General features: G+C 55.3%; 19 protein-coding genes and 1 pseudogene. 11 read left to right on the forward strand and 9 right to left on the reverse strand.

Features of this window, described 5'->3' with window-relative positions; translation table 11 throughout:
- Positions 1-2 precede the first annotated feature (2 nt).
- Positions 3-3,209, forward strand: a complete 3,207-nt coding sequence (locus K3767_RS02070) for an efflux RND transporter permease subunit (RefSeq protein ID WP_221171911.1) — start codon at positions 3-5, stop codon at positions 3,207-3,209.
- A gap of 62 nt (positions 3,210-3,271) precedes the next feature.
- Here K3767_RS02070 and K3767_RS02075 read toward each other — a convergent pair whose 3' ends face one another.
- The gene (locus tag K3767_RS02075; RefSeq protein WP_255592130.1) at positions 3,272-4,189 is read right to left on the reverse strand and encodes a hypothetical protein; all 918 of its coding nucleotides are present in this window, start codon (positions 4,187-4,189) and stop codon (positions 3,272-3,274) included.
- A 78-nt stretch (positions 4,190-4,267) separates the two neighbouring features.
- Between K3767_RS02075 and K3767_RS12020 the strand changes: the two genes are divergently transcribed.
- Positions 4,268-4,417, forward strand: a complete 150-nt coding sequence (locus K3767_RS12020; RefSeq protein WP_255592131.1) for a hypothetical protein — start codon at positions 4,268-4,270, stop codon at positions 4,415-4,417.
- Here K3767_RS12020 and K3767_RS12235 read toward each other — a convergent pair.
- Positions 4,403-4,447: pseudogene (locus K3767_RS12235) on the reverse strand (prepilin-type N-terminal cleavage/methylation domain-containing protein); the annotation flags it as partial. The gene K3767_RS12020 and the pseudogene K3767_RS12235 overlap by 15 nt on opposite strands.
- 61 nt (positions 4,448-4,508) lie before the next feature.
- A complete protein-coding gene (locus K3767_RS02080) occupies positions 4,509-5,201 on the reverse strand; it encodes a bifunctional precorrin-2 dehydrogenase/sirohydrochlorin ferrochelatase (protein ID WP_221171913.1) in 693 nt (230 codons plus the stop codon).
- A gap of 63 nt (positions 5,202-5,264) precedes the next feature.
- On the opposite strand from K3767_RS02080, the gene deoC reads away from it, so the two are divergent.
- The 6 genes from deoC (at position 5,265) to K3767_RS02110 (ending at position 9,349) form a co-directional block, all read left to right on the forward strand.
- On the forward strand, positions 5,265-6,392 hold the full coding sequence (gene deoC / locus K3767_RS02085) for a deoxyribose-phosphate aldolase (protein ID WP_221171914.1): 1,128 nt from the start codon (positions 5,265-5,267) through the stop codon (positions 6,390-6,392).
- Positions 6,368-6,928 (forward strand): UbiX family flavin prenyltransferase, encoded by a 561-nt coding sequence (locus K3767_RS02090; RefSeq protein WP_221171915.1) that lies wholly within the window; start codon positions 6,368-6,370, stop codon positions 6,926-6,928. Before deoC ends, K3767_RS02090 begins: the two co-directional genes overlap by 25 nt.
- A gap of 145 nt (positions 6,929-7,073) precedes the next feature.
- On the forward strand, positions 7,074-7,574 hold the full coding sequence (locus tag K3767_RS02095; RefSeq protein WP_221171916.1) for a nucleotidyl transferase AbiEii/AbiGii toxin family protein: 501 nt from the start codon (positions 7,074-7,076) through the stop codon (positions 7,572-7,574).
- Positions 7,558-8,412 carry a 4-hydroxybenzoate octaprenyltransferase gene (locus K3767_RS02100; RefSeq protein WP_221171917.1) on the forward strand — a complete coding sequence of 285 codons (855 nt, stop codon included), beginning with the start codon at positions 7,558-7,560 and terminating at the stop codon, positions 8,410-8,412. Before K3767_RS02095 ends, K3767_RS02100 begins: the two co-directional genes overlap by 17 nt.
- Before the next feature lie 14 nt (positions 8,413-8,426).
- On the forward strand, positions 8,427-8,897 hold the full coding sequence (gene greA / locus K3767_RS02105) for a transcription elongation factor GreA (RefSeq protein WP_221171918.1): 471 nt from the start codon (positions 8,427-8,429) through the stop codon (positions 8,895-8,897).
- On the forward strand, positions 8,897-9,349 hold the full coding sequence (locus tag K3767_RS02110) for an Lrp/AsnC family transcriptional regulator (protein ID WP_221171919.1): 453 nt from the start codon (positions 8,897-8,899) through the stop codon (positions 9,347-9,349). Before greA ends, K3767_RS02110 begins: the two co-directional genes overlap by 1 nt.
- Before the next feature lie 68 nt (positions 9,350-9,417).
- On the opposite strand, the gene K3767_RS02115 is transcribed toward K3767_RS02110, so the two are convergent.
- From K3767_RS02115 to K3767_RS02140, 6 genes are all read right to left on the reverse strand, one after another.
- A complete protein-coding gene (locus tag K3767_RS02115) occupies positions 9,418-9,651 on the reverse strand; it encodes a dissimilatory sulfite reductase D family protein (protein WP_255592133.1) in 234 nt (77 codons plus the stop codon).
- A gap of 66 nt (positions 9,652-9,717) precedes the next feature.
- Positions 9,718-10,842 carry a dissimilatory-type sulfite reductase subunit beta gene (gene dsrB / locus K3767_RS02120; RefSeq protein WP_370630436.1) on the reverse strand — a complete coding sequence of 375 codons (1,125 nt, stop codon included), beginning with the start codon at positions 10,840-10,842 and terminating at the stop codon, positions 9,718-9,720.
- Positions 10,843-10,994: 152 nt separating this feature from the next.
- Positions 10,995-12,293: a dissimilatory-type sulfite reductase subunit alpha gene (dsrA, locus tag K3767_RS02125; protein ID WP_221171921.1), complete on the reverse strand. Its 1,299-nt coding sequence runs from the start codon at positions 12,291-12,293 to the stop codon at positions 10,995-10,997.
- 185 nt (positions 12,294-12,478) lie between these two features.
- On the reverse strand, positions 12,479-14,503 hold the full coding sequence (locus K3767_RS02130; protein ID WP_221171922.1) for a chemotaxis protein CheA: 2,025 nt from the start codon (positions 14,501-14,503) through the stop codon (positions 12,479-12,481).
- A gap of 9 nt (positions 14,504-14,512) precedes the next feature.
- Entirely contained in the window at positions 14,513-15,742 is a 1,230-nt protein-coding gene (locus tag K3767_RS02135) for a response regulator (RefSeq protein WP_221171923.1), read from the reverse strand.
- Positions 15,714-16,778: a response regulator gene (locus K3767_RS02140; RefSeq protein ID WP_221171924.1), complete on the reverse strand. Its 1,065-nt coding sequence runs from the start codon at positions 16,776-16,778 to the stop codon at positions 15,714-15,716. Before K3767_RS02140 ends, K3767_RS02135 begins: the two co-directional genes overlap by 29 nt.
- A gap of 80 nt (positions 16,779-16,858) precedes the next feature.
- Between K3767_RS02140 and K3767_RS02145 the strand changes: the two genes are divergently transcribed.
- The 3 genes from K3767_RS02145 to K3767_RS02155 are packed head-to-tail and all read left to right on the forward strand — an operon-like array spanning position 16,859 to position 19,159.
- Positions 16,859-17,242 (forward strand): roadblock/LC7 domain-containing protein, encoded by a 384-nt coding sequence (locus K3767_RS02145; RefSeq protein WP_221171925.1) that lies wholly within the window; start codon positions 16,859-16,861, stop codon positions 17,240-17,242.
- A gap of 1 nt (position 17,243) precedes the next feature.
- The gene (locus tag K3767_RS02150; protein ID WP_221171926.1) at positions 17,244-17,852 is read left to right on the forward strand and encodes an ATP/GTP-binding protein; all 609 of its coding nucleotides are present in this window, start codon (positions 17,244-17,246) and stop codon (positions 17,850-17,852) included.
- Positions 17,853-17,860: 8 nt separating this feature from the next.
- On the forward strand, positions 17,861-19,159 hold the full coding sequence (locus K3767_RS02155; protein WP_221171927.1) for a hypothetical protein: 1,299 nt from the start codon (positions 17,861-17,863) through the stop codon (positions 19,157-19,159).
- Position 19,160 lies beyond the last annotated feature (1 nt).

Genomic DNA, 19,160 nt, shown 5'->3' on the forward strand with positions numbered 1-19,160 from the left:
CCATGGAGACCCGCGGATTCATCGCCCGCATCGTCAATTACTTCGTGGACTCCAAACTCACCCCTCTGGTGGTGATGCTTATGCTGGCCCTGGGGGTCTTTGCGGTGATAAACACCCCCAGCGAGGAAGAACCCCAGATCGTGGTCCCCATGATCGACATCTTCGTGGAGATGCCCGGAGCCACGGCCAAGGAGATCGAGCAGCGGGTGATCAATCCCATGGAGAAGCTCCTGTGGGAGATCCCGGGAGTGGAGTATGTTTACTCCACGGCTTACAACGGACGCGCCCTCACGGTGGTGCGTTACTATGTGGGGCGGGATCCCGAAAAGAGCCTGGTCAAGACCTACGCCAAGCTGTACCAGCACCTGGACTGGATTCCCCCGGGTTGCTCCCGTCCCCTTCTGAAACCGCACGACATAAACGATGTGCCCATCGTGACCCTGACCTTCTGGGGTAAGGGCTACGACGCCTTTCGTCTGCGGCAGATCGTGGCCCGGGTGGACGACGAGATTCGCAACATCCCCGGCATTTCCGAGACCTTTATCAAGGGCGGGCTCAGGAGGGAGGTCCGGATCGAGCTCGATCCCGAGAGGATTTACGCCCTGGGGCTGGATCCGGTGGACATTGCCCGCACCATTTACGCCCAGAACCGGGCCCGGATGGTGGGACGGTATCGCCGGGATTCCTACACCTTTGAGGTTCGTCTGGCCAACTTCTTTTCCGACCTGCGGGACCTCGAGAACACGGTGGTGGGGGTGGTGGCCGGGCGGGCGATATACCTGCGGGATGTGGCCCGCATCGTGGACGGTCCCGCCGAGCCGGACAGCTATGTCTTCATGGTTCCGGGGCCGGCGGCGGAAAAGAAGGGCATCTCCGGCGAGCCCGGGGCCCTCTATCCCGCGGTAACCCTGGCCATAGCCAAGCGCAAGGGCTGGAACGCCACCAGACTCGCAAAGAAGATCCTCCGCAAGGTCGAGCTTCTCAAGGGGGATCTCATCCCCGAGGATGTCCAGGTGACGGTAACCCGAAACTACGGAGAGACCGCCAAGGACAAGACCGATACCCTGCTCGAGCACCTCCTCATTGCCACGGTCTCGGTGGCGGCACTCATCGCCCTTTTCCTGGGGGTGCGGGCCAGCCTGGTGGTGTTGGTGGCCATCCCCACCGTGCTGGCGGTCACCCTTCTGGTCTATTACCTCTACGGTTACACCCTTAACCGGGTCACCCTGTTCGCCCTCATCTTCTGCATCGGTATCCTGGTGGACGACCCCATCGTGGATGTGGAGAACATCGTTCGGCACCTCCACCTTCCGGAGAACCGGGGCAAGTCCTTCCGGGATGTGATCGTGGGAGCGGTGGTGGAGGTGCAGGCGCCGCTCATCCTGGCCACCCTTACGGTTATAGCGGCCATTGCGCCCATGGGTTTCGTCCGGGGTCTCATGGGTCCTTACATGCGGCCCATGCCGGTGGGGGCCTCGGTGGCCATGCTCCTTTCCATGGCCGTGGCCTTCGTGATTACCCCCTGGGCAGCCTATCACCTCCTTCCCAAGGACATAAAGCACGAGGAAAAGGAGACCCTCATTACCCGCGTATATCGCTGGTTCATGGGGCACCTCATCCGGAGCGTGGTCTGGCGCTGGGCCTTCCTCTTCACCGTGGGGGTCCTGTTTCTCCTGGCCTGTTCGCTCTTTTACTTCAAGAAGGTCTATGTGAAGATGCTTCCCTTCGACAACAAGAACGAGTTTCAGATCATCGTGAACATGCCCGAGGGAAGCTCCCTGGAGGAGACGGCCCGGGCGGTGGAGGAGATGGCCCGGGCCCTCATGGCCGAACCCCTCATCACGGACATGCAGCTTTACATCGGCACCGCGGCCCCCTTCAACTTTAACGGGCTCATCCGCCATTACTACCTCCGCCGGGGGGACCATGTGGCCGACATCCAGGTGAACCTGGTGGACAAGCACCACCGCCGGCTTCAGAGTCACGACATAGCCAAGCGGGTGCGGCCTTTGGTTACCGCGGTGGCCCGGAAATACGGAGCCCGGGTGACGGTGGCCGAGGTGCCCCCCGGACCTCCGGTGCTTCAGTCGCTGGTGGCCGAGGTCTACGGGCCGGATTACGAGAAGCAGATCGAACTGGCCCGAAAGATAAAAGAGATCTTCGCCCGCACTCCCGGGGTGGTGGATGTGGACTGGTACATGACCGAACCCCAGACCGAGTGGCGTCTGGTGGTGGATCGCCGCAAGGCCGCCCTTTCCGGGGTGGATCCCGCCCGGGTGATGGAGGTCATGGAAACCGCCCTCCGCGGTAAGGTCCTGGGACTCTTCCACGATCCCTCCGCCAGGGAGGATGTCTACATCCGCCTGCGTTTTCCGGAGGCCGAAAGGTCCTCCCTCCCGGATCTCTCGGACCTCAAGGTGAAAAGCATTTTCGGGCGCCTGGTTCCCCTCTCCGAAATCGCCCGCTGGGAGAAGTCCGTGGTGCCGCATCCCATCTATCACAAGAACCTCCATCCGGTGGTCTATGTGGTGGGCGACATGGCCGGCAAGGAGGAGGCACCCATTTACGGCATCCTAAAGATCAACAAAGCCCTTAAGGAACTGCGGGCTCCGGACGGAAGCCCCCTCAGGATCTACTACACCCATCTCCCCTTCTCCGCCCGGGAATGGGCGGTCAAGTGGGACGGCGAATGGCAGGTAACCTACGAGGTCTTCCGGGATCTGGGGCTGGCCTTTGCCGCCTGTCTGGTGCTCATTTACTTTCTGGTGGTGGCCTGGTTCAGGTCCTATACCGTGCCCATCCTCATTCTCGCTCCCATACCCCTTTCCCTGATCGGGATCATCCCGGCCCACGCCCTCATGGGGGCCTTCTTCACCGCCACCTCCATGATCGGTTTCATCGCCGGGGCGGGAATCGTGGTGCGAAACTCCATCATTCTGGCGGACTTCATCGAGCTGCGCCTGAGGCAGGGCTACGAGCTGGAGGACGCCGTGATCGACGCCGGGGCGGTGCGGTTTCGTCCCATGCTGCTCACCGCCGCGGCGGTGGTGGTGGGAAGCTTCGTGATCCTCTTTGACCCCATCTTCAACGGTCTGGCCCTCTCCCTCATGGCCGGCGAGGTGGCCTCCACCCTCTTTTCCAGGATGGTGGTCCCCATCCTCTACTACCTGGATCACCGGATTAAAAAGGAACGCCGCCTGGTGCTGTGATTCCATCTACTCTACCGAAAGGCCGCACCCCGTGGGGCCCTAGAGAGCCATCTACTTGCGAATTATGGACAGCGATTATTGGGATTTATATTATCGGTAATCGTTCCATTTGAATAAAAACATACCGTAGTATCGTTATTGACATCTTTCTGTACAGCTATTTCATAGGAAATAATCGCATAGACATTACAACTAAAAAATACGCCCTGATTAGCCGCCACAACTTCACCGGGATAAATCAGTCGCTGCCCCCTGACAGGCCATCTACAACTGAGAGAACACGCACAATTCCAGTATAAAGTTCGGGAGGTCATATTTATTACCGTAATGGGAATTCCATTATTAGAATAAATGGAATTACGATAAATTGTAAGGGATAAAGTTTTCTCATCAGTATTATTTTCACTATCACAAACATAAAACTTAACACGAAAACTTCCATAGGAAGTTGCCGTACCATTCAAAACAAGATTGTCACATTGATAATAAGAGGAGCAGGGATCCACACATGGACTCAAAACATTACCGTTACACAAAATATTTATTCCTGCAAGAGATGTTGCATTATAACACCATTTATAATGACCACCTCCGGAAAATGGGACTCCTCCTGCTGCATATATGTTGGCAGTATAATCAGAGTTTTCAAAACCAACCGGAAGTTCATTATTTAAAATACGCAGCCTTTGCTCAGAATGTTCGCAGCTCAATTTTCCCTGCAATTCATTTAAACTCACATACCTCACCATATCATCGTAAGGTTCCGGTCGATTTATGTCCCCGGGGTAATCGTCTACTGAGTCACCGGGGAGATAAATTTTTATGGTGGAATTATTCGTTTGAATGTTGAGGTTCGGACCACCGCTTATGAGGACAAAGGCCAGATTTTCGTGGGTGGCGTTATCACTCTCGTCGGTGGCATTAAGAGAGGTAGTCCGCAGGGCACAGGCTCCGTAAGTAACCAGTTCGGAGGCGATCACGCACACGAAATCCTTGCCCCACGCGTCCTTTCTGTTTCGCAGGTAACTTTTGCACTGATCCGACGAAGGAAGCCGGCCATGATGTGTAAGAGCATATCCAATCAGGGCCTCCACATTGGCCTCCAGACGCTCGCGGTTCTGATTATAATGGATGCGTTTTATAAGAAGCCCCAGTATCCCGGCTCCGATCCCGGCCAGCACCCCTACCAGTACCAATACTATGGCTAACTCTATTAAGGTAAATCCCCTGTTTCTCATCTCGATCCGAAATCCGGCCTGTATCCCCTTCCTGGATCGGGGGAACAAGATATCTCCCCGCTTATCGATTAAAATTTTGGGTTTGAATAAACTCTTTTGTCAAACTTTCGGGAAGGGAGAGACCCTCCTTTTCGACGAGAGCCCGCACATAGTGCCAGTCGCCGTTCCGGATCCACTCCGGAAGGGGGGCCATGGCCAGACGCGTGAAGATTTGACGGCGCTCCTCCTCGGGAAGCCCCCGCGAAAGGATCTCCTTTCGCCAGCGGGCCATGAGCTCGAGATAGACCCCCCACTCCGGACCGAATTCCTCCTCCAGACGCTCGCGAATCCTCCGGGCCGCGGCGGGGCTTGCCCCCGAGGTGGATACGGCCAACTGCAACCGCCCCCGCCGCACCACCGAGGGCACGATAAAGGAACACAACTCCGGCTTGTCCACCACATTGCAGAAGATCCGGTTCCTTTCGGCCTCGGAAAACACGGCTTTCTGGACCTCGGGATCATCGGTGGCGGCCACCACAAGCCAAGCCTCCGAAAGATCCCCTTCCCGATAAGGGCGTTTCTCGAGCTCGATAAGGCCTTCCCCGGCCCAACCCTCTATCCGGGAGGTTACCTCAGGGGCGATCACCCTCACCCGGGCCCCGGCCGCCACCAGAGCCTCCACCTTCCGCTCCGCCACCTCACCCCCTCCCACCACCACGCAGAATCGGTCCCTTAGATTGAGAAAAGCAGGGTAATAAAACGCGCCCTTTCCCATGGTAATTATCATACTCCTTGTAAGAACGAAAATAAAGGTTAAATTGGAGAGTTCCGAAAGGTTATGGACGATTTAATTAACCCTGCGCCTTACATAGAACACACCCTGCTTCGGCCCACCGCTACCGCCGGGGATATAGAGAAACTCTGTGCCGAGGCCCGGGAGTTCGGTTTCGCCGGAGTGTGCGTGCCCCCGGGGCATGTGCCGCTTTCCCGCAGACTCCTGGAAGGCACCCCGGTAAAGGTGATAACCGTGGTGGGATTTCCTCTGGGATTCGAACCCACCGAAATAAAGGTGGCTCAGGTGGAACTTTACACCGATCTCGGGGCCCAGGAAGTGGATATGGTTCTCAATCTCTCCCTGGTGAAAAGCGGAGCCCTTTCCGAGGCCCTCTCCGAGGTGGAAGAGATCGTTCGGGCGGCGGAACCGGTTCCGGTCAAGGTCATTCTGGAGTGCGGATATCTCACGGATCGCGAGAAAAAGGAACTGGCCCGACGGCTTCCGGAAACCGGAGCCGCTTACCTTAAGACCTCCACCGGATTCGGCCCGGGCGGGGCCACCGTGGAAGATGTGCGACTCCTGCGGGAGGCCTCCGGAGGACGCGTAAGGATCAAGGCCGCTGGGGGGATACGGACCCTGGATCAGGCCCTGGCCCTTCTTTCCGCCGGAGCGGAAAGACTGGGCACCAGCTCGGGTGCGGACATCGCCCGGGAGTTTCTGGCCCGGAGGGAGAACAAGGCCCTCCCGGAGGTGGAAATCTTCGTGGACGGAGCCTGCCTGGGGAACCCGGGACCGGGAGGGTTTGCGGCCATCCTCAGGGCCGGGGGGCGGGAAAGGGTCCTCCGGGGAGGCGAACCCGAAACCACCAACAACCGGATGGAGATCCGTGCGGCGGTGGAGGCCCTGAAGGCCCTGCGTCGGCCCTGTCGGGTCAGGATTTACACCGACTCGCGATATCTTCTCTCCGGGGCCAGGGAGTGGCTATCCCGCTGGGAAAAAAACGGCTTCCGCACCTCGGACGGAAAACCCGTAAAGAATCGGGACCTCTGGGAGGAACTGGCCCGTCTCCTCAGGGCCCACCGGGTGGAATGGGTGTGGGTGGAGGGCCACGCCGGGCATCCCGAAAACGAAAGATGCGACAGGCTGGCCAGAGAGGAAGCGAGAAAGTGGAGAAACTCCTCGTCGGCGTAACCGGAGCGAGCGGCGCCCCTTACGCGGTGGCCTTTCTTGAGGTCCTGCGGGAGCTCGGGGTGGAAAGCGAGGTGGTAATCACCCGTCCGGGGGAGGAAGTCCTGCGGCACGAAACCGGGCTTTCGCTCGAGCACCTCGGCCGCCTCACCCGCCGGATCTATCGGGAGGACGAAATCTCGGCTCCTCCGGCCAGCGGTTCGGCACCCTACCGGGCCATGGTGATCATTCCCTGCAGCATGGGCACCCTTTCGGCGGTGGCTCAGGGGGCGGCCAGAAACCTCCTCCAGCGCGCTGCGGATGTAATGCTCAAGGAACGCAAACCCCTTGTGCTGGTGGTGCGGGAGACCCCCCTTAACCTGATCCACCTGAAAAACATGCTCGCCGCCGCCGAGGCCGGAGCGACGATCTATCCGGCCATGCCCGCCTTTTACCATCGTCCGAAAGACCTCCGGGAGGTGGTAGAATTCTTCGTAAAGAGACTGGCAGAGTTTCTGGGTTTTGAAATCAAGGACCTTAAGAGGTGGGAGGGGACATGATAAAAAAGTACAGAACGCTTGAAGAAGCTTCCACGGATCTTCCTTTTTTTATCCGAAGACTGCGCCGTAACCAGTCCATTGTAATTCGTCCTCTAATTCCCTATCCCCATGGGATTCGGCGCTTTAAAACCCTGGAGGAGGCTCAATGGGACCGGGAAAAGTTGATCTTAGAGAGGAGCTCAAAGTCCTCTGCAGAACTTTCGAAAAATACAGAGTAAAATACCTCCTCATAGGAGGCCTGGGAGTAATCCTTCAGGGTATCCCTCGCCATACGGACGACATAGATTTCATGCTATCTCCGGAGCCGGAAAATATCGAACAGCTTAAAAAAGCCCTTTATGAAGTCTTTCAGGATGAGTCGGTCTGGGAAATTTCCCCTGAGGATATAAAATATGCTGTAATCCGATATGGCACCCCTAAGGAATATGCGGTGGATCTTCTCTTTCGCCTGGGAGAGGTGGCGGATTACAAGAGTTTAAAATCCTACGAAGAAACGATTCTATTGGAGGGAATCCCGGTCAAAACCCTTTCCAAGGAAGGGCTTATCTTCCTTAAAAAGGATACTCCTCGGCCTCAGGATCAGTACGATGTCTATTTACTAAAAAAACTGCTGGAAAAAGAAAAAAAAGATGTGGCGGAAGATTAAGTATCTTCTCGAGATGATAAAATTCGAGCACACCATTTTTGCTCTCCCCTTTGCCTACACCGGGGCGGTGCTTGCGGCGAAGGGTTTTCCGGACCCCAGGACCGCTCTTCTCATTCTGGGTTGCATGGTGGGGGCCCGCACCGCGGCCATGACCTTCAATCGCCTGGCGGATCTCCCCTTTGACGCCGAAAATCCCCGCACCCGCAATCGGCATCTCGTGGTGGGGCTGGTGCGCCCGGGCGAGGCCTGGGCCCTCTTTTTTGCGGCCTCCTTCCTTTACTACCTTTGCGCCGCCGGGCTCAACAAACTCACCCTGAAGCTTTCCCCCATCGCCTACATGGTGATCCTGGGTTACTCCTACACCAAGCGCTTCACCTGGCTGTGCCATGTCTTTCTGGGAGCGGCCCTGGCCCTTGCCCCCCTGGGCGGATATGTGGCGGTGAAGGGAACCTTCGAAGAGGCGGCCATCTTCGCCCTGGCTCTCGGAGTTCTCTTCTGGGTGGCCGGCTTCGACATCCTTTACGCCTGTATGGACGAGGACTTCGACCGCCGGGCCGGGCTGCATTCCATTCCGGCCCGTTTCGGGCGTCGCCGGGCCTTCCATCTCTCCTCCCTCTTTCACCTCCTGGCCTTCCTCCTCTTCCTCTTTACCGGATACGCCTTCCGCCTATCCTGGATCTACTATGCGGCCCTCCTCCTCACCGCCGCCCTTTTCATCGCCCAGCGTCTCACGGTGAATCCGCAGACCCTGGAAGGACTGGACATGGCCTTTTTCACCTTCAACGGCGCCATAAGCGTGGTAATATTTCTGGGAGTGTTTCTGGATTTCCTAATTTGATAGAGGGGACGAGAATGGAACGGATACCTTTCACGCCGGAGGGATTCCAGCGCCTCAAGGAAGAGCTCGAACGGCTCAAGACCGTAGAAAGACGAGATGTGGTCAAAGCCATAGAGGAGGCCCGGGCTCACGGGGACATCTCCGAAAACGCCGAGTATGAAGCGGCCAAGGAAAGGCAGGCCCACATAGAGGGGCGCATTCAGGAGCTTTCGGATCGGCTTTCCCGGGCCGAGGTGATCGAGCCCCCCAGGGAAGCCCCGGAAAAAGTCCAGTTCGGCGTGCGAGTCCGGTTGCTGGATCTCGACACCGACGACGAGGTGGTCTATCGTCTGGTGGGGCCCTATGAGTCGGATGTGGAAAAAGGGCTCATTTCGGTCACCTCCCCGCTGGGACGGGCCCTCATCGGAAAAGAGGCGGGGGACGAAGTGGAGGTGCGCACTCCCGCGGGCGTGCGCCACTTTGAAATCCTCGCCATCGAGGTCTAATGCTTACGACTCTGGAACGGCACCTGCTCGAAAGACTTCAGGAGGGGCTGCCACTGGAGCCTCGTCCCTTCGCCGCCCTGGCCCGGGAGCTGGGCCTTAAGGAAAACCAGGTTTTAGAAATGCTACGCTCCCTTAAAGAGAAAGGGATCCTGCGTCACCTGGGAGCCAGTCCAGACTCCCGCAGACTCGGTTTCGTAACCACCCTTGCGGCCACCGCCGCACCGCCGGAGAGGGCCGAAGAGGTGGCTCGAAAGATCGCCGCCCGTCCGGAGGTGACCCACTGTTACCTGCGCCGCCACCACATGAACATCTGGTTCACCCTGGTGGCCAGGGATTTTGAGGAGATCGAAAACATTATCCGGGATATTTCCTCGGAAACCGGAACCACCATAAAACACTTTCCCGCCCGAAAACTCTTCAAATTGCGGGCCACTTTTAAACTCCAAAAATAATAAGGGGAAGGCATCTAGCCTTCCCCCCTCCCCTCTCCCTCCGGTAGTTTGCGCGGAAGGCGTTATTTCTATTCTACCGGCTGGCCCTTGCCGGGAATCCCGTACATCACCGTGGAACCGGTGGAGAAGTATTCCAGTTTACCCTCCTGCACCAGCTCGTTGGCCGCCTTCTTGATCTCCCGCGGAGAAGCCTCCGGTATAGCCCTCTGCATGTCCTTAAGGTAAACCTTGGACTTCGCCCCGGACTTCTTCTCCATGAATTCCATAATCTTTTTCTTGAGCTCCTCCATATCCATGGCCATCTCTAAATCCCTCCTTATTTCTAGAATTGAATAAAGGGGGGCGTTCTGCCCCCCCTCTCATCCTCCTTACATGGGCTCCACATGACTGGTGAACTTGAAGTGGAGCGAGGTGCGGTAGGTATCGTAGGCCAGGCGATAATCGTCGATGCTCTTTTCGGTGAACGGAATCTCACAGAGCTCAAAGAACCGCTCCCAGCCGATCCGCTCGGCCCACTCGCCCAGACGCTCGTACTTGCGGGCATGCTGGGCATAAGTCTCCAGAATCTTCTTCACCCATTTTACCGTGGTCGGCCACCGCGGAGGCTCATTGGGGATGAAAGGAATCACCAGCTTGGAGAACTTGGGCGGAGAAATCCGGTTGGAGATCTTACCGCCCACCAGAATGGCAATTCCATCACCCTCACCGTCGGCCAGCGGCATGGCCGGACACATGGTGTAGCAGTTTCCGCAGAACATGCACCGTTCCTTGTTCACCCGCACCGTCTTCTTCTTCTCCCCGTCGATCTCCACGGTGGCCGGCTTGATGGCCCCGAGAGGACAGGCCGCCACCACCAGAGGAATCTCGCAGACATTCTGGAGACGATCGTCCTCAATCAGGGGCGGCTTCCGGTGGATACCCAGAATGGCGATGTCAGAGCAGTGCACCGCCCCGCACATATTGAGACAGCAGGCCAGAGCAATACGAACCTGGGCCGGAAGCTTGTGGCTTCCGAAGTACTCAAAGAGCTCGTCCATCACCGCCTTCACCACACCCGAGGCGTCAATGGCCGGGGTGTGACAGTGCACCCACCCCTGCGTGTGCACGATGTTGGTCACGGAGGCCCCGGTACCCCCCACGGGGAACTTGTAAGACCCTCCGGGGTACTTCCGCCCTTTGAGGTCGTCGAGAAGGGCCCGGAGCTTCTCCTCGTCGGTTACATGAAACTCGATATTGTTCCGCGTGGTCCACCGAACATAACCATCACAGTACTTGTCCGCAATCTCACAAACCTCCCGGATGTAGTCCGTGGTTACCAGACGCGGACAACCCACCCGCACCACATAAACCACATCTCCGGTCTCGCTCTTATACTTTAGAACTCCGGGCTGGACAATCTCATGACTCACCCACTTACCGTAGTTCTTCTTGATCACCGGCGGAAAGAACTGAGCATAATGGGGCGGACCGATATCGGTGATCCGGTTCTCCATGGGCTTCTGCGGATTATAAAGCTTCTCCGCCAGCTCCGGATCGTAAGGCTTGCTGTAGATCTCATCAAGCTGCGTATTCTGAATCTCTTCATAAACCTTATCGGACATCTCAAACCTCCTTGCGTAAAATTTTCAATCCTTTCAACCCGGTACTAGGCCGGGTGACGCTTACGGAACTCGGCCACATCGCGGTCCCAGCCGCCCTCAACCTCCTCCTCCTTCCAGAACACATAGGGGTTGGCCCGCGGCTCACGCACATGCTGCGGTATGGGCTTGAGCCCGAGAATGTCCACAATGAACCGGTTAAGACCGATACGCTGAATGAGCTCACCAAGACGCTCCCGGTTCTTTCCGTTCTCCATCCAGAAATCCCAGGTCTTCTCAATGAGTTCCTTCAGATTGTCATAAGGCGGCTCAAGCCTCATGAAGGGCACGATCACCGTGGAAAGCTGAGCCCCCTCGAGAATCGGCGCCTTGGCCCCCATCAGAATGGTGGCCCCGGTATCGGTCCCCGGACGCAGGGCCTCGGGCATCACATTGATGCAGTGCATGCACCGATTGCACTCCTTGTTGTTAATGTAAAGCTTCTTCTCCTTCTCGTCCCAGTGCATACACTGGGTGGGACAGAGGTCGATGACCTCTTTCTTGATGTCAAAGGGACCCCAATCCCTGTCGGAATGGGCCCCGGCGTTGGGCTTTAGCTCTCCGCCCACATAGGCCCGCACCGCCTCCTGATCGATCCGGATGTCGTCGATCCAGGTCCCGATGATGGAAAGATCGGCCCGGGCTATGGCCGCCACGCAGTCGTTGGGACAACCGGAGATCTTGAACTTGAACTTGTAGGGAAAGGCCGGACGGTGCAGCTCGTCCTGATAGGTCATGGTGAGATCGTAACAGAGAGCCTGCGTGTCGAGACAGCTCCACTCGCACCGGGCCTTACCCACACAGCACGAAGGAGTCCGCAGATTGGACCCCGATCCACCCAGATCCATGTTCATCTGATGGGTGAGATCAAAAAAGATGGGCTCCAGCTGCTCCGTCACGGTACCCAGGAGCACCAGATCCCCGGTGGACCCGTGAGTGTTGAGCATTCCGCTTCCCCGATGGTCCCAGATTTCACAGAGCTTCCGCAGCGCAGAAGTATGGTACCACTTGGAGGCCGGCTGATTCACACGAATAGTATGAAAGGCCCAGATGGCCGGAAACTGCTCCTGCTGGTCGGAGTACCGCCCGATCACGCCTCCACCGTAACCAAAAACCCCCACGATTCCACCGTGCTTCCAGTGCGTCTCCTTGTGCTTGTAAGAAAGCTCCAGCTGCCCCATCAGATCGAAACAGGCCTGCTTCTGATGCTTCTCCGCATAGGAATAAATGTCGTCCACAAAACTCGGCCAGGGGCCACCTTTCAACTCATCAACCATAGGCGTATCATGTTTCTTGATTTCAGCCATCACTCCCTCCTTAACTAAACAATTTTTCGGCTTTTCCACCCAGGTAGGCTTGAGCCTACCGTAGTTCCCCCATAAATGTCAAGGATCATTTTAAAGAATTAATAGCAATTAGATCCCATAATGCCTTTTTGTACCTTTATATACTATAAAAATCAGAACTTATTTTTTCTGTTCTTAAAAGATATTTATCGTTCCACTTGTCCCAAAAACTTTTTAAGGGCCCGGAAGCTCCGGTGGTCCAGGACGAAGGCCACCCCTCCCCCGGCAAGAAGTGCCAGTCCAAGAAAAGGCCCCAGGGTCCGTAAAGACTCGGAAAAGGGTTTTAGGGAGGCTTCCTGCTGTCCCACCACTTCCGAAACAGCCAGCCCCCAGGGAGGTTTGCCGCTCATGATAAGCAGATAGAAAGAAGTACTCTCTAAAATTCTCGTATCCGCAACCAGGACCTCCACCGATTCTCCATGAAGATTAAAAATCCGCTCCTCCCCTATTTGTGAGAGCATCGAAGGGACAAGTTTGCGAACCTCTCGCAGGGCGTAAAGGGGCACGGCCCAGAGACTTTCTCCCGACCTTACCAGGATAACCCGATTGAGAGCCGTCCCCAGAGGAAGATAAATGGATACGCGCGTTCCCTCTCCGGGTCGAGAGAAAAGTTCCACATATCCTCGCAGGTTTTCTATCTGTTGTTTCACTATATCCAGTCCAAAACCGCGTCCGGAAAGAGAATCGGCCTCCTCCTTCGTACTGAATCCCGGAACAAATAGCGCCTCCTCCAGGCGATCCACCACAATCCCTCGCTCCCGCACCCTCTTATCCACCTGATCCCAGTCAATACCCCGTCCGTCATCCGAAACGGTAATCTTCAGCCAGTTCTGCTCGATCTCAAAGCTAACCATTATGCGACCCTTTTCGGGCTTTCCGGCCCCCTTCCGCTCCTCAGCAGATTCCAGTCCGTGATCAAAGGCATTGCGCATCAGATGAACCAGAGCCGGCCAGATCTCCTGAAGTAAAATCCGATCAACCCTGATATCATGCCCCTCGAAAATAAGTTCCGCCTCCTTACCGGTGGCCCTGACCAGATCCCGAAAGAGTCGTTCCACTCTCACGGCCAGAGTACCCACGGGGACCAGACGAATACCCTGGATCTCTTCGTCCATGGTACGGGTTAGAACGGAAAGGTGAAGAAGAGCCTCCTCGAGTTTGACGCGCCATTCGCGGGGAAGATACCCCCTGAGCCCCGAGGCTATATCCTGCAAACGATAGCCGAGCGCACGCAGTTCCCCAACCATGGAAGACAGTCGCTCCATACGATCCGCGTCCACCCGCAGAGAAATCTCCGGAAGTCCCTCCTCCACCTTCTCTCTCCGCGGAAGCGTATCCGGACGAGGTTGAGGTATTCCTTCGGAAACAACCAACTCTTTCTTTGCGGACTCCTCTTCAACCTCCGAGGGCCCCGAAACGGTCTCCTCACCTGGACCGGCTTCTTTCTCCCGAGAAGAAAGCACCTCTATTTCCTGAGAAAGTTCGCTCAGGAATTCCTCCAGCTCCGGGGAAGACCCCCCCCGGGGGAAAAGAGCGGAAAGAGCCTCCCAGTAAGGTCTCCATCGAGCCTCCCGCCCCTCACCGATGGCCGACAGCTCCTTCTCGAACTCCTCCAGAAAAGAAACCATCTCCTCCAGATTGAGGTATCGCGCGGAATTTTTTATTCTTTCAATATGCTCTAGGATGGCGGGGACCCTGGAGGGTTCAGGGTCTTCCTCAGACAGCATGGCCGAAAGAAGGTTAACCTTTTCTTCCGCTAGCTCCATAAAGGCCTGATAAAGATCCTCGTCTTCCTTCCGCAATTCCTCCAGCGATGCTTTCAGGCGATCTATTCGCTCCTCCGGCATTGCGTTTGAAGGTTCGGGAAGGGAACCCTCCTCGTGTAGTCTCCTGAGGAGGGCCTTTACCTGATCCAGCTTAACAAATAACTCCTCCCTATCCCGGGCCGAAATCCCCTCTTTTTCCAGGACACTTTCCATGTCATGAGCCAGACTGGCTATGGTTTCATAGCCCATATAGGCAGAGATACCCTTGAGGTTATGGGCTGCCCGCAGGGCCTCCCTCTGGATCTCCGTTTCCACAGGATTTTTATCCAGTTCCAGAAAGAGATGCTCAAGTTCCTGTATGTACTGAGAGGCCTCGGCTAGATATTCTTTAAGAAACTCTTCCATATACCACCCCTAACCCAGCCTGATCAGATCCTCTAATTTCAGGGAATCTTCTGCCAGTTTTTTAAAAGACCCGGGAAGGTCTGGAGCCGGAGAACTTTCCGGATCCCGTATCCATATCTTCCCCGGGCATACACCCTTTACATCCACCGACTTGACTCCAGAAAATACCACCGTCTCCACGCAACCCTCCATTGCGTTCCAGAACCTTTCGGGATCTCCGTTCGGTTCAAGGACCGGACCCTTCTTAAAGGCTGGTATCCCGGAAGAAATGTATAAAGTTCCTCCCCGTACAATAGTCGTAGCCTTAACATAAACCGTCTCCCAGGGTAGCCTCTCCCGCAATACCTCGGCCAGATCCTCCGCAAGCTCTGGGCATCCGTCCACCACCCAGATGACTGCCTCCTCGGGGACCCAGGTCTTTTGTCCCAGAAATTCCAGAGCCTCCCCGAATCCCCCGATCCCGGAAAGAATTACAGTGAAGTTTCCGGGACGGGACGAGCTCTCCCGTCCGGGTTTTTCCCTCACAGGCAACCTGTAACGCCTTAACCTATTCACCCTAACACGAGCCGCTTTCTCAAGTAATTGAGCCAGATGCTCGGCCTGCCGGGAGCTCTTTTTACAGAAAGCCGTGGCTCCCAGGAGAAGAAGGGAAAGACCCTCCGGGCCACATCGAGAACTGGTGAGCACTATCGGAGCGGGATGCTGTATCATTAGATATTTGAAGGCTTTCGACCCGGTGAGCCCGGGAAGGTTGAGATCCAGAAGGATAACATCCGGATTGTATTCCGCCGCAGCCCAGAGGGCTTCCTCACCATTGGAAAGCACCTCAAGAAGGTGTAGATTCGGTGAAGATTCTATAATTTCCGAAAGAGTCCGGGCCGCAAGGGGCGAGTCTTCCACGAGAAGTACAGAGAGAGCGTCTCCCTTCCCCTTTTCGCTTTGATGAGTGGCCGCTTCCATGAGAAGAGCCTCCACACTCCCCAGTTCACCAGTGGACAGAATCTCTTTAGGAACAAAAGAGACCTCTCCATCCTGCCAGCTCAGAATCTCGAAAAAGGCCTCCTTTCCTTGCCGTTCGGGGGTTTCGGCTCCCACCACTTTTCCCTGGCGGAAATAAATCCTTCCTTCGCGCTGGCGGAAAGATACGGTCAGAACCCCGCTCTGGCCCGAAAGAGCCACGGCCTGAATCAAGGCTTCAGGGCTGAGCCCCTCAATCTGCCCCTTCAGCCCGGAGACCATCTTTTCCCCTCCTTCCCGGCCAAAATGAAAGAAGCTTGGCCACCTTCTCCAGGGGAAGTTCGGGATAACCTCCCCCCTCGGCAAAATAAATAGGGGCCTCCGGATAAAGACAGTGACGCCGATGGATCACCAAAACTTCTCCGCCCATATTCCGAATCTCCGCCAGCCCTACCTTACCCTTTTCAAATCTTCCCGAACCCACCAACGCCATAATTCCGGGACCGAGAAGCGTGGAAAGCTCCAGCAATAAAGCATCGAAAAGATCCTCTCCCGTAACCCCAGGAGGGATGGGTACCTTTTCCGCCTGAAGTTCGCCTCCGCCGGTCTCAAAAAAACGCCACCAGTGCTCCGTCCCCATCAGATAAATAAACCCCTCTCTGAGGGATTCTCCCTCTTCAAGCATTTTCACCGGCAGATCGAGTCCCTCAGAAAGGTATTCGGCAAAGGCCTCGATCAGCCTTTCCGGAAGTCCCAGGCACCAGAGCTGAGCCGTTCGGATTTCTTCGAGATACTGAATAAGGCGTAAAATAAGGGTATAACTCCCCTCTTTCCCCAGCCCTACAATCAAGCTACGGGCGGGAGCCGCGGTGAGCAGGGACCTTTTACAGAGACTCCCTCGGGGTATCAGCCGAATATTTTCCAGCTCCACCGAGGCCACCCTCTTCAACTTTTCGCAAAAAATTTTTTCAAACTCTCCACCCCTTTCCCAGAGGCCTCCAGGTTTGGGAAGAAAATCCAGCGCCCCGTAACGAAGAGATTCAAAGGCTATCCTGGAACCCTCTTTGGTCAAGGCACTCACCATCAAGACAGGCATGGGCTTTCTTACCATCAGTTTCTTGAGTAAACTGAGACCGTCCATGGCCGGCATGTTTACATCCAGGGTACAGAGATCGGGATCAACTTTTTCTATGAGATTCAACGCCTCCACCCCGTTGGCGGCCTTACCCACCGGAATAAACCCCGGAAAAGAAAGAATGGCCTTTTCCAGAAGCCTGCAGATGAGCGGCGAATCATCAATTATCAGGACCTTCTTCACCGATCTCTCCCTCTCTCCCCTTGATTTTTTACCATTATCCATATTATCCTTAGCATGTCAAATAATGAGGAGGAATTTAAATGAGTGTCCTCATCCTTACCCCCGAAAAGGTATCCAAACTGGAACGCCTCCTTCAGGATTATCTCATCTCCATAGGGGTTAATCTGGCCCTCCTCATAGATGAAGCCGGAAACATCCTGGTGTCTGTGGGGCAGAATGAGGATGTGGATGTCACCTCTCTCGCCGCTCTGGCTGCCGCCAATTTCGGAGCCACCAATCAGATTGCCAGGCTCTTAGGAGAAGACGATTTTTCCATTCTCTATCACAAGGGTAAAAAAGATAATATCCACCTGAGCAAGATCGGTAAAGACATTATCCTGGTCACGGTGTTTACCGATGAGGTTCCCCTGGGTCTGGTTCGCCTCAAAGCCAGTCAGGTAGCCAAAGAAATTCAAGTGCTCTGAAATGGCCCTAATAGACCTGAAGAAGAAAGAGATATACTGCAAAATCGTCTATTACGGTCCCGGACGGTCCGGAAAGACCACCAATCTTTTGTATATTTACAATGCGCTTCCGGAAAAATTCAAGGGGAAATTGCTCACCATTGAAACCAAAGGGGAAAGGACTCTTTTTTTCGACCTGCTCCCCCTGAGCCTGGGTAAAATAAAGGATCTGGACATACGACTTCAGCTCTATACCGTTCCCGGACAGGCCATCTATAAACCGGCCCGCAAGATCGTACTCAAGGGTGCTGACGGAATCGTCTTTGTGGCGGATTCTTTACGCATCCGTCGGGAAAAAAACAAGGAAAGTCTGGAGGACCTCCGGGAACATCTTCTGGAATGGAACATGGATATCCGGGAAGTTCCTCTGGTGTTTCAATACAATAAAAGAGATCTTGCCAAAATGGGCATCCCCATTCTTTCGGTGGAAGAACTGCAGAGGGATCTAAACAACCACCTTCAGGCTCCGTATTTTGAGGCCGTAGCCCCCAAGGGAATCGGAGTTTTTGAAACTCTGAAGGCTATAAGTAAAATGAGCGTTAGATATATAGCTCAAAAATATTTAAAGTAGGGGCTACCATGGAAGAAAAAAAGATTGACGAACTTGAACTGGAAAAGGAAGTCGAAAAGGCGCTGGATGATATCTTTAAAGGAGCCAGAAAGACCGAGCTGAAAGAAGAAGAAATCGAGGGATATTCCTTACTCGAACCGGTGGTGGAGGGAGAAGAAGCCTTCAAGCGAGATCTTGAGGAGCTGGTGGGGGAAATCCTTACGATTGAGTGGGAGATTATTCCTGAAATTGCCGAAAAAGCCGCCGACAAGTGCCGAAGGCTACAGCAGTATAAGCTGGATTCGGACAATCTAAAACTGATCAGACTCCTGGAAAACCTGTTAACCGAAGTTCGTTCACCGGAAAAGATTACGGCCCAGAAGCTCGAAATTCTCAAAAAGGCGGGGGATCTTCTTTATAAACACAACTTCGAAAATCTGGAAGTCTCCTCGGAGATTGCCGATCTGGAAAAGGGGCTGAAAGCTGCGGAGCAGGAAGAAAAGGAGCTGGAGCTTGAGCTGGAACTCGAAACCCAGGAGGAAGTTCCCCGGGAAGAGGTCGTGCCCACGGTTTCCCCCCCTTCGCCCGTTTCCCCTCCCTCGGAGGAACCCCGGATTTCGGTTTCTCCCCCTTCTTCTTCGACACGCCCCCCTGAAACAGAAAACCTCATAAGCCAACTCCTAAAGGACTATGAGCGCCTGGTAGCCCTCGACGAACTGGCCAGACTGGGGCGCCGTAAGGCCCTGCGTAAACTGCTATTGAAAGCCCAAAACGAATTACGGGAAACGCTCCTCCGGGTGGACAAAAAATACGAAGCCCTTCTTTCCAAAAAAGAGGAGGAAATCCGGAACTTTGTGGCTTCCAAGGAATCCAGAAAGACCGTGCCGGAGATCAAAGAGGCCTTCTGGTGCCGCACCTCACTGCGCGCCCTTTTAATCCCCGAGGATGAGGTGGCCTTTGCCGGTGAGATAGAAGACCACTGGCGCCCTCACCTTCTTGAGGGTATTTTTCCTTTGAGGCTTCTCAAGGGAAAAGGGCTGTGGAACAGTTTGTTCGGAAAGGTTCGCCCGAAGCTGCGGGGCTCCCTTTCGGAAAAGGAAGAAAAGGAATTGCGAAAAATGGTCTTCAAGACCAACAAACTATTAACGCACGAAAGTAAGCTTATCCTTCTGTGGAAGGATAATCACTCGCTGGCCCTTCTGGTGGAGGACTTCAGGCTGGTTACCCTGGACTCCAATCTGGAATGGATCCCGGCTGAGCCTCCGTTTTTGGCCAAAACCAGATTCGAAGATGAGGAGGTCTATCTATTTTCGGTAACCCGGGCCTAGT

The sequence above is a fragment of the Thermosulfurimonas sp. F29 genome (assembly GCF_019688735.1).
GTDB lineage: Bacteria > Desulfobacterota > Thermodesulfobacteria > Thermodesulfobacteriales > Thermodesulfobacteriaceae > Thermosulfurimonas_A.

What these genes read in the sequence shown, in the direction of transcription:
- K3767_RS02070 (WP_221171911.1), top strand. Translation starts at nt 3, where the DNA reads ATGGAGACCCGCGGATTCATCGCCCGCATCGTCAATTACTTCGTGGAC.
- K3767_RS12020 (WP_255592131.1), top strand. Translation starts at nt 4,268, where the DNA reads ATGATGTGTAAGAGCATATCCAATCAGGGCCTCCACATTGGCCTCCAG.
- K3767_RS02080 (WP_221171913.1), bottom strand. Translation starts at nt 5,201, where the DNA reads ATGGGAAAGGGCGCGTTTTATTACCCTGCTTTTCTCAATCTAAGGGAC.
- deoC (WP_221171914.1), top strand. Translation starts at nt 5,265, where the DNA reads ATGGACGATTTAATTAACCCTGCGCCTTACATAGAACACACCCTGCTT.
- K3767_RS02095 (WP_221171916.1), top strand. Translation starts at nt 7,074, where the DNA reads ATGGGACCGGGAAAAGTTGATCTTAGAGAGGAGCTCAAAGTCCTCTGC.
- K3767_RS02100 (WP_221171917.1), top strand. Translation starts at nt 7,558, where the DNA reads ATGTGGCGGAAGATTAAGTATCTTCTCGAGATGATAAAATTCGAGCAC.
- greA (WP_221171918.1), top strand. Translation starts at nt 8,427, where the DNA reads ATGGAACGGATACCTTTCACGCCGGAGGGATTCCAGCGCCTCAAGGAA.
- K3767_RS02110 (WP_221171919.1), top strand. Translation starts at nt 8,897, where the DNA reads ATGCTTACGACTCTGGAACGGCACCTGCTCGAAAGACTTCAGGAGGGG.
- K3767_RS02115 (WP_255592133.1), bottom strand. Translation starts at nt 9,651, where the DNA reads ATGGCCATGGATATGGAGGAGCTCAAGAAAAAGATTATGGAATTCATG.
- dsrB (WP_370630436.1), bottom strand. Translation starts at nt 10,842, where the DNA reads ATGGAGAACCGGATCACCGATATCGGTCCGCCCCATTATGCTCAGTTC.
- dsrA (WP_221171921.1), bottom strand. Translation starts at nt 12,293, where the DNA reads ATGGCTGAAATCAAGAAACATGATACGCCTATGGTTGATGAGTTGAAA.
- K3767_RS02130 (WP_221171922.1), bottom strand. Translation starts at nt 14,503, where the DNA reads ATGGAAGAGTTTCTTAAAGAATATCTAGCCGAGGCCTCTCAGTACATA.
- K3767_RS02135 (WP_221171923.1), bottom strand. Translation starts at nt 15,742, where the DNA reads ATGGTCTCCGGGCTGAAGGGGCAGATTGAGGGGCTCAGCCCTGAAGCC.
- K3767_RS02145 (WP_221171925.1), top strand. Translation starts at nt 16,859, where the DNA reads ATGAGTGTCCTCATCCTTACCCCCGAAAAGGTATCCAAACTGGAACGC.
- K3767_RS02150 (WP_221171926.1), top strand. Translation starts at nt 17,244, where the DNA reads ATGGCCCTAATAGACCTGAAGAAGAAAGAGATATACTGCAAAATCGTC.
- K3767_RS02155 (WP_221171927.1), top strand. Translation starts at nt 17,861, where the DNA reads ATGGAAGAAAAAAAGATTGACGAACTTGAACTGGAAAAGGAAGTCGAA.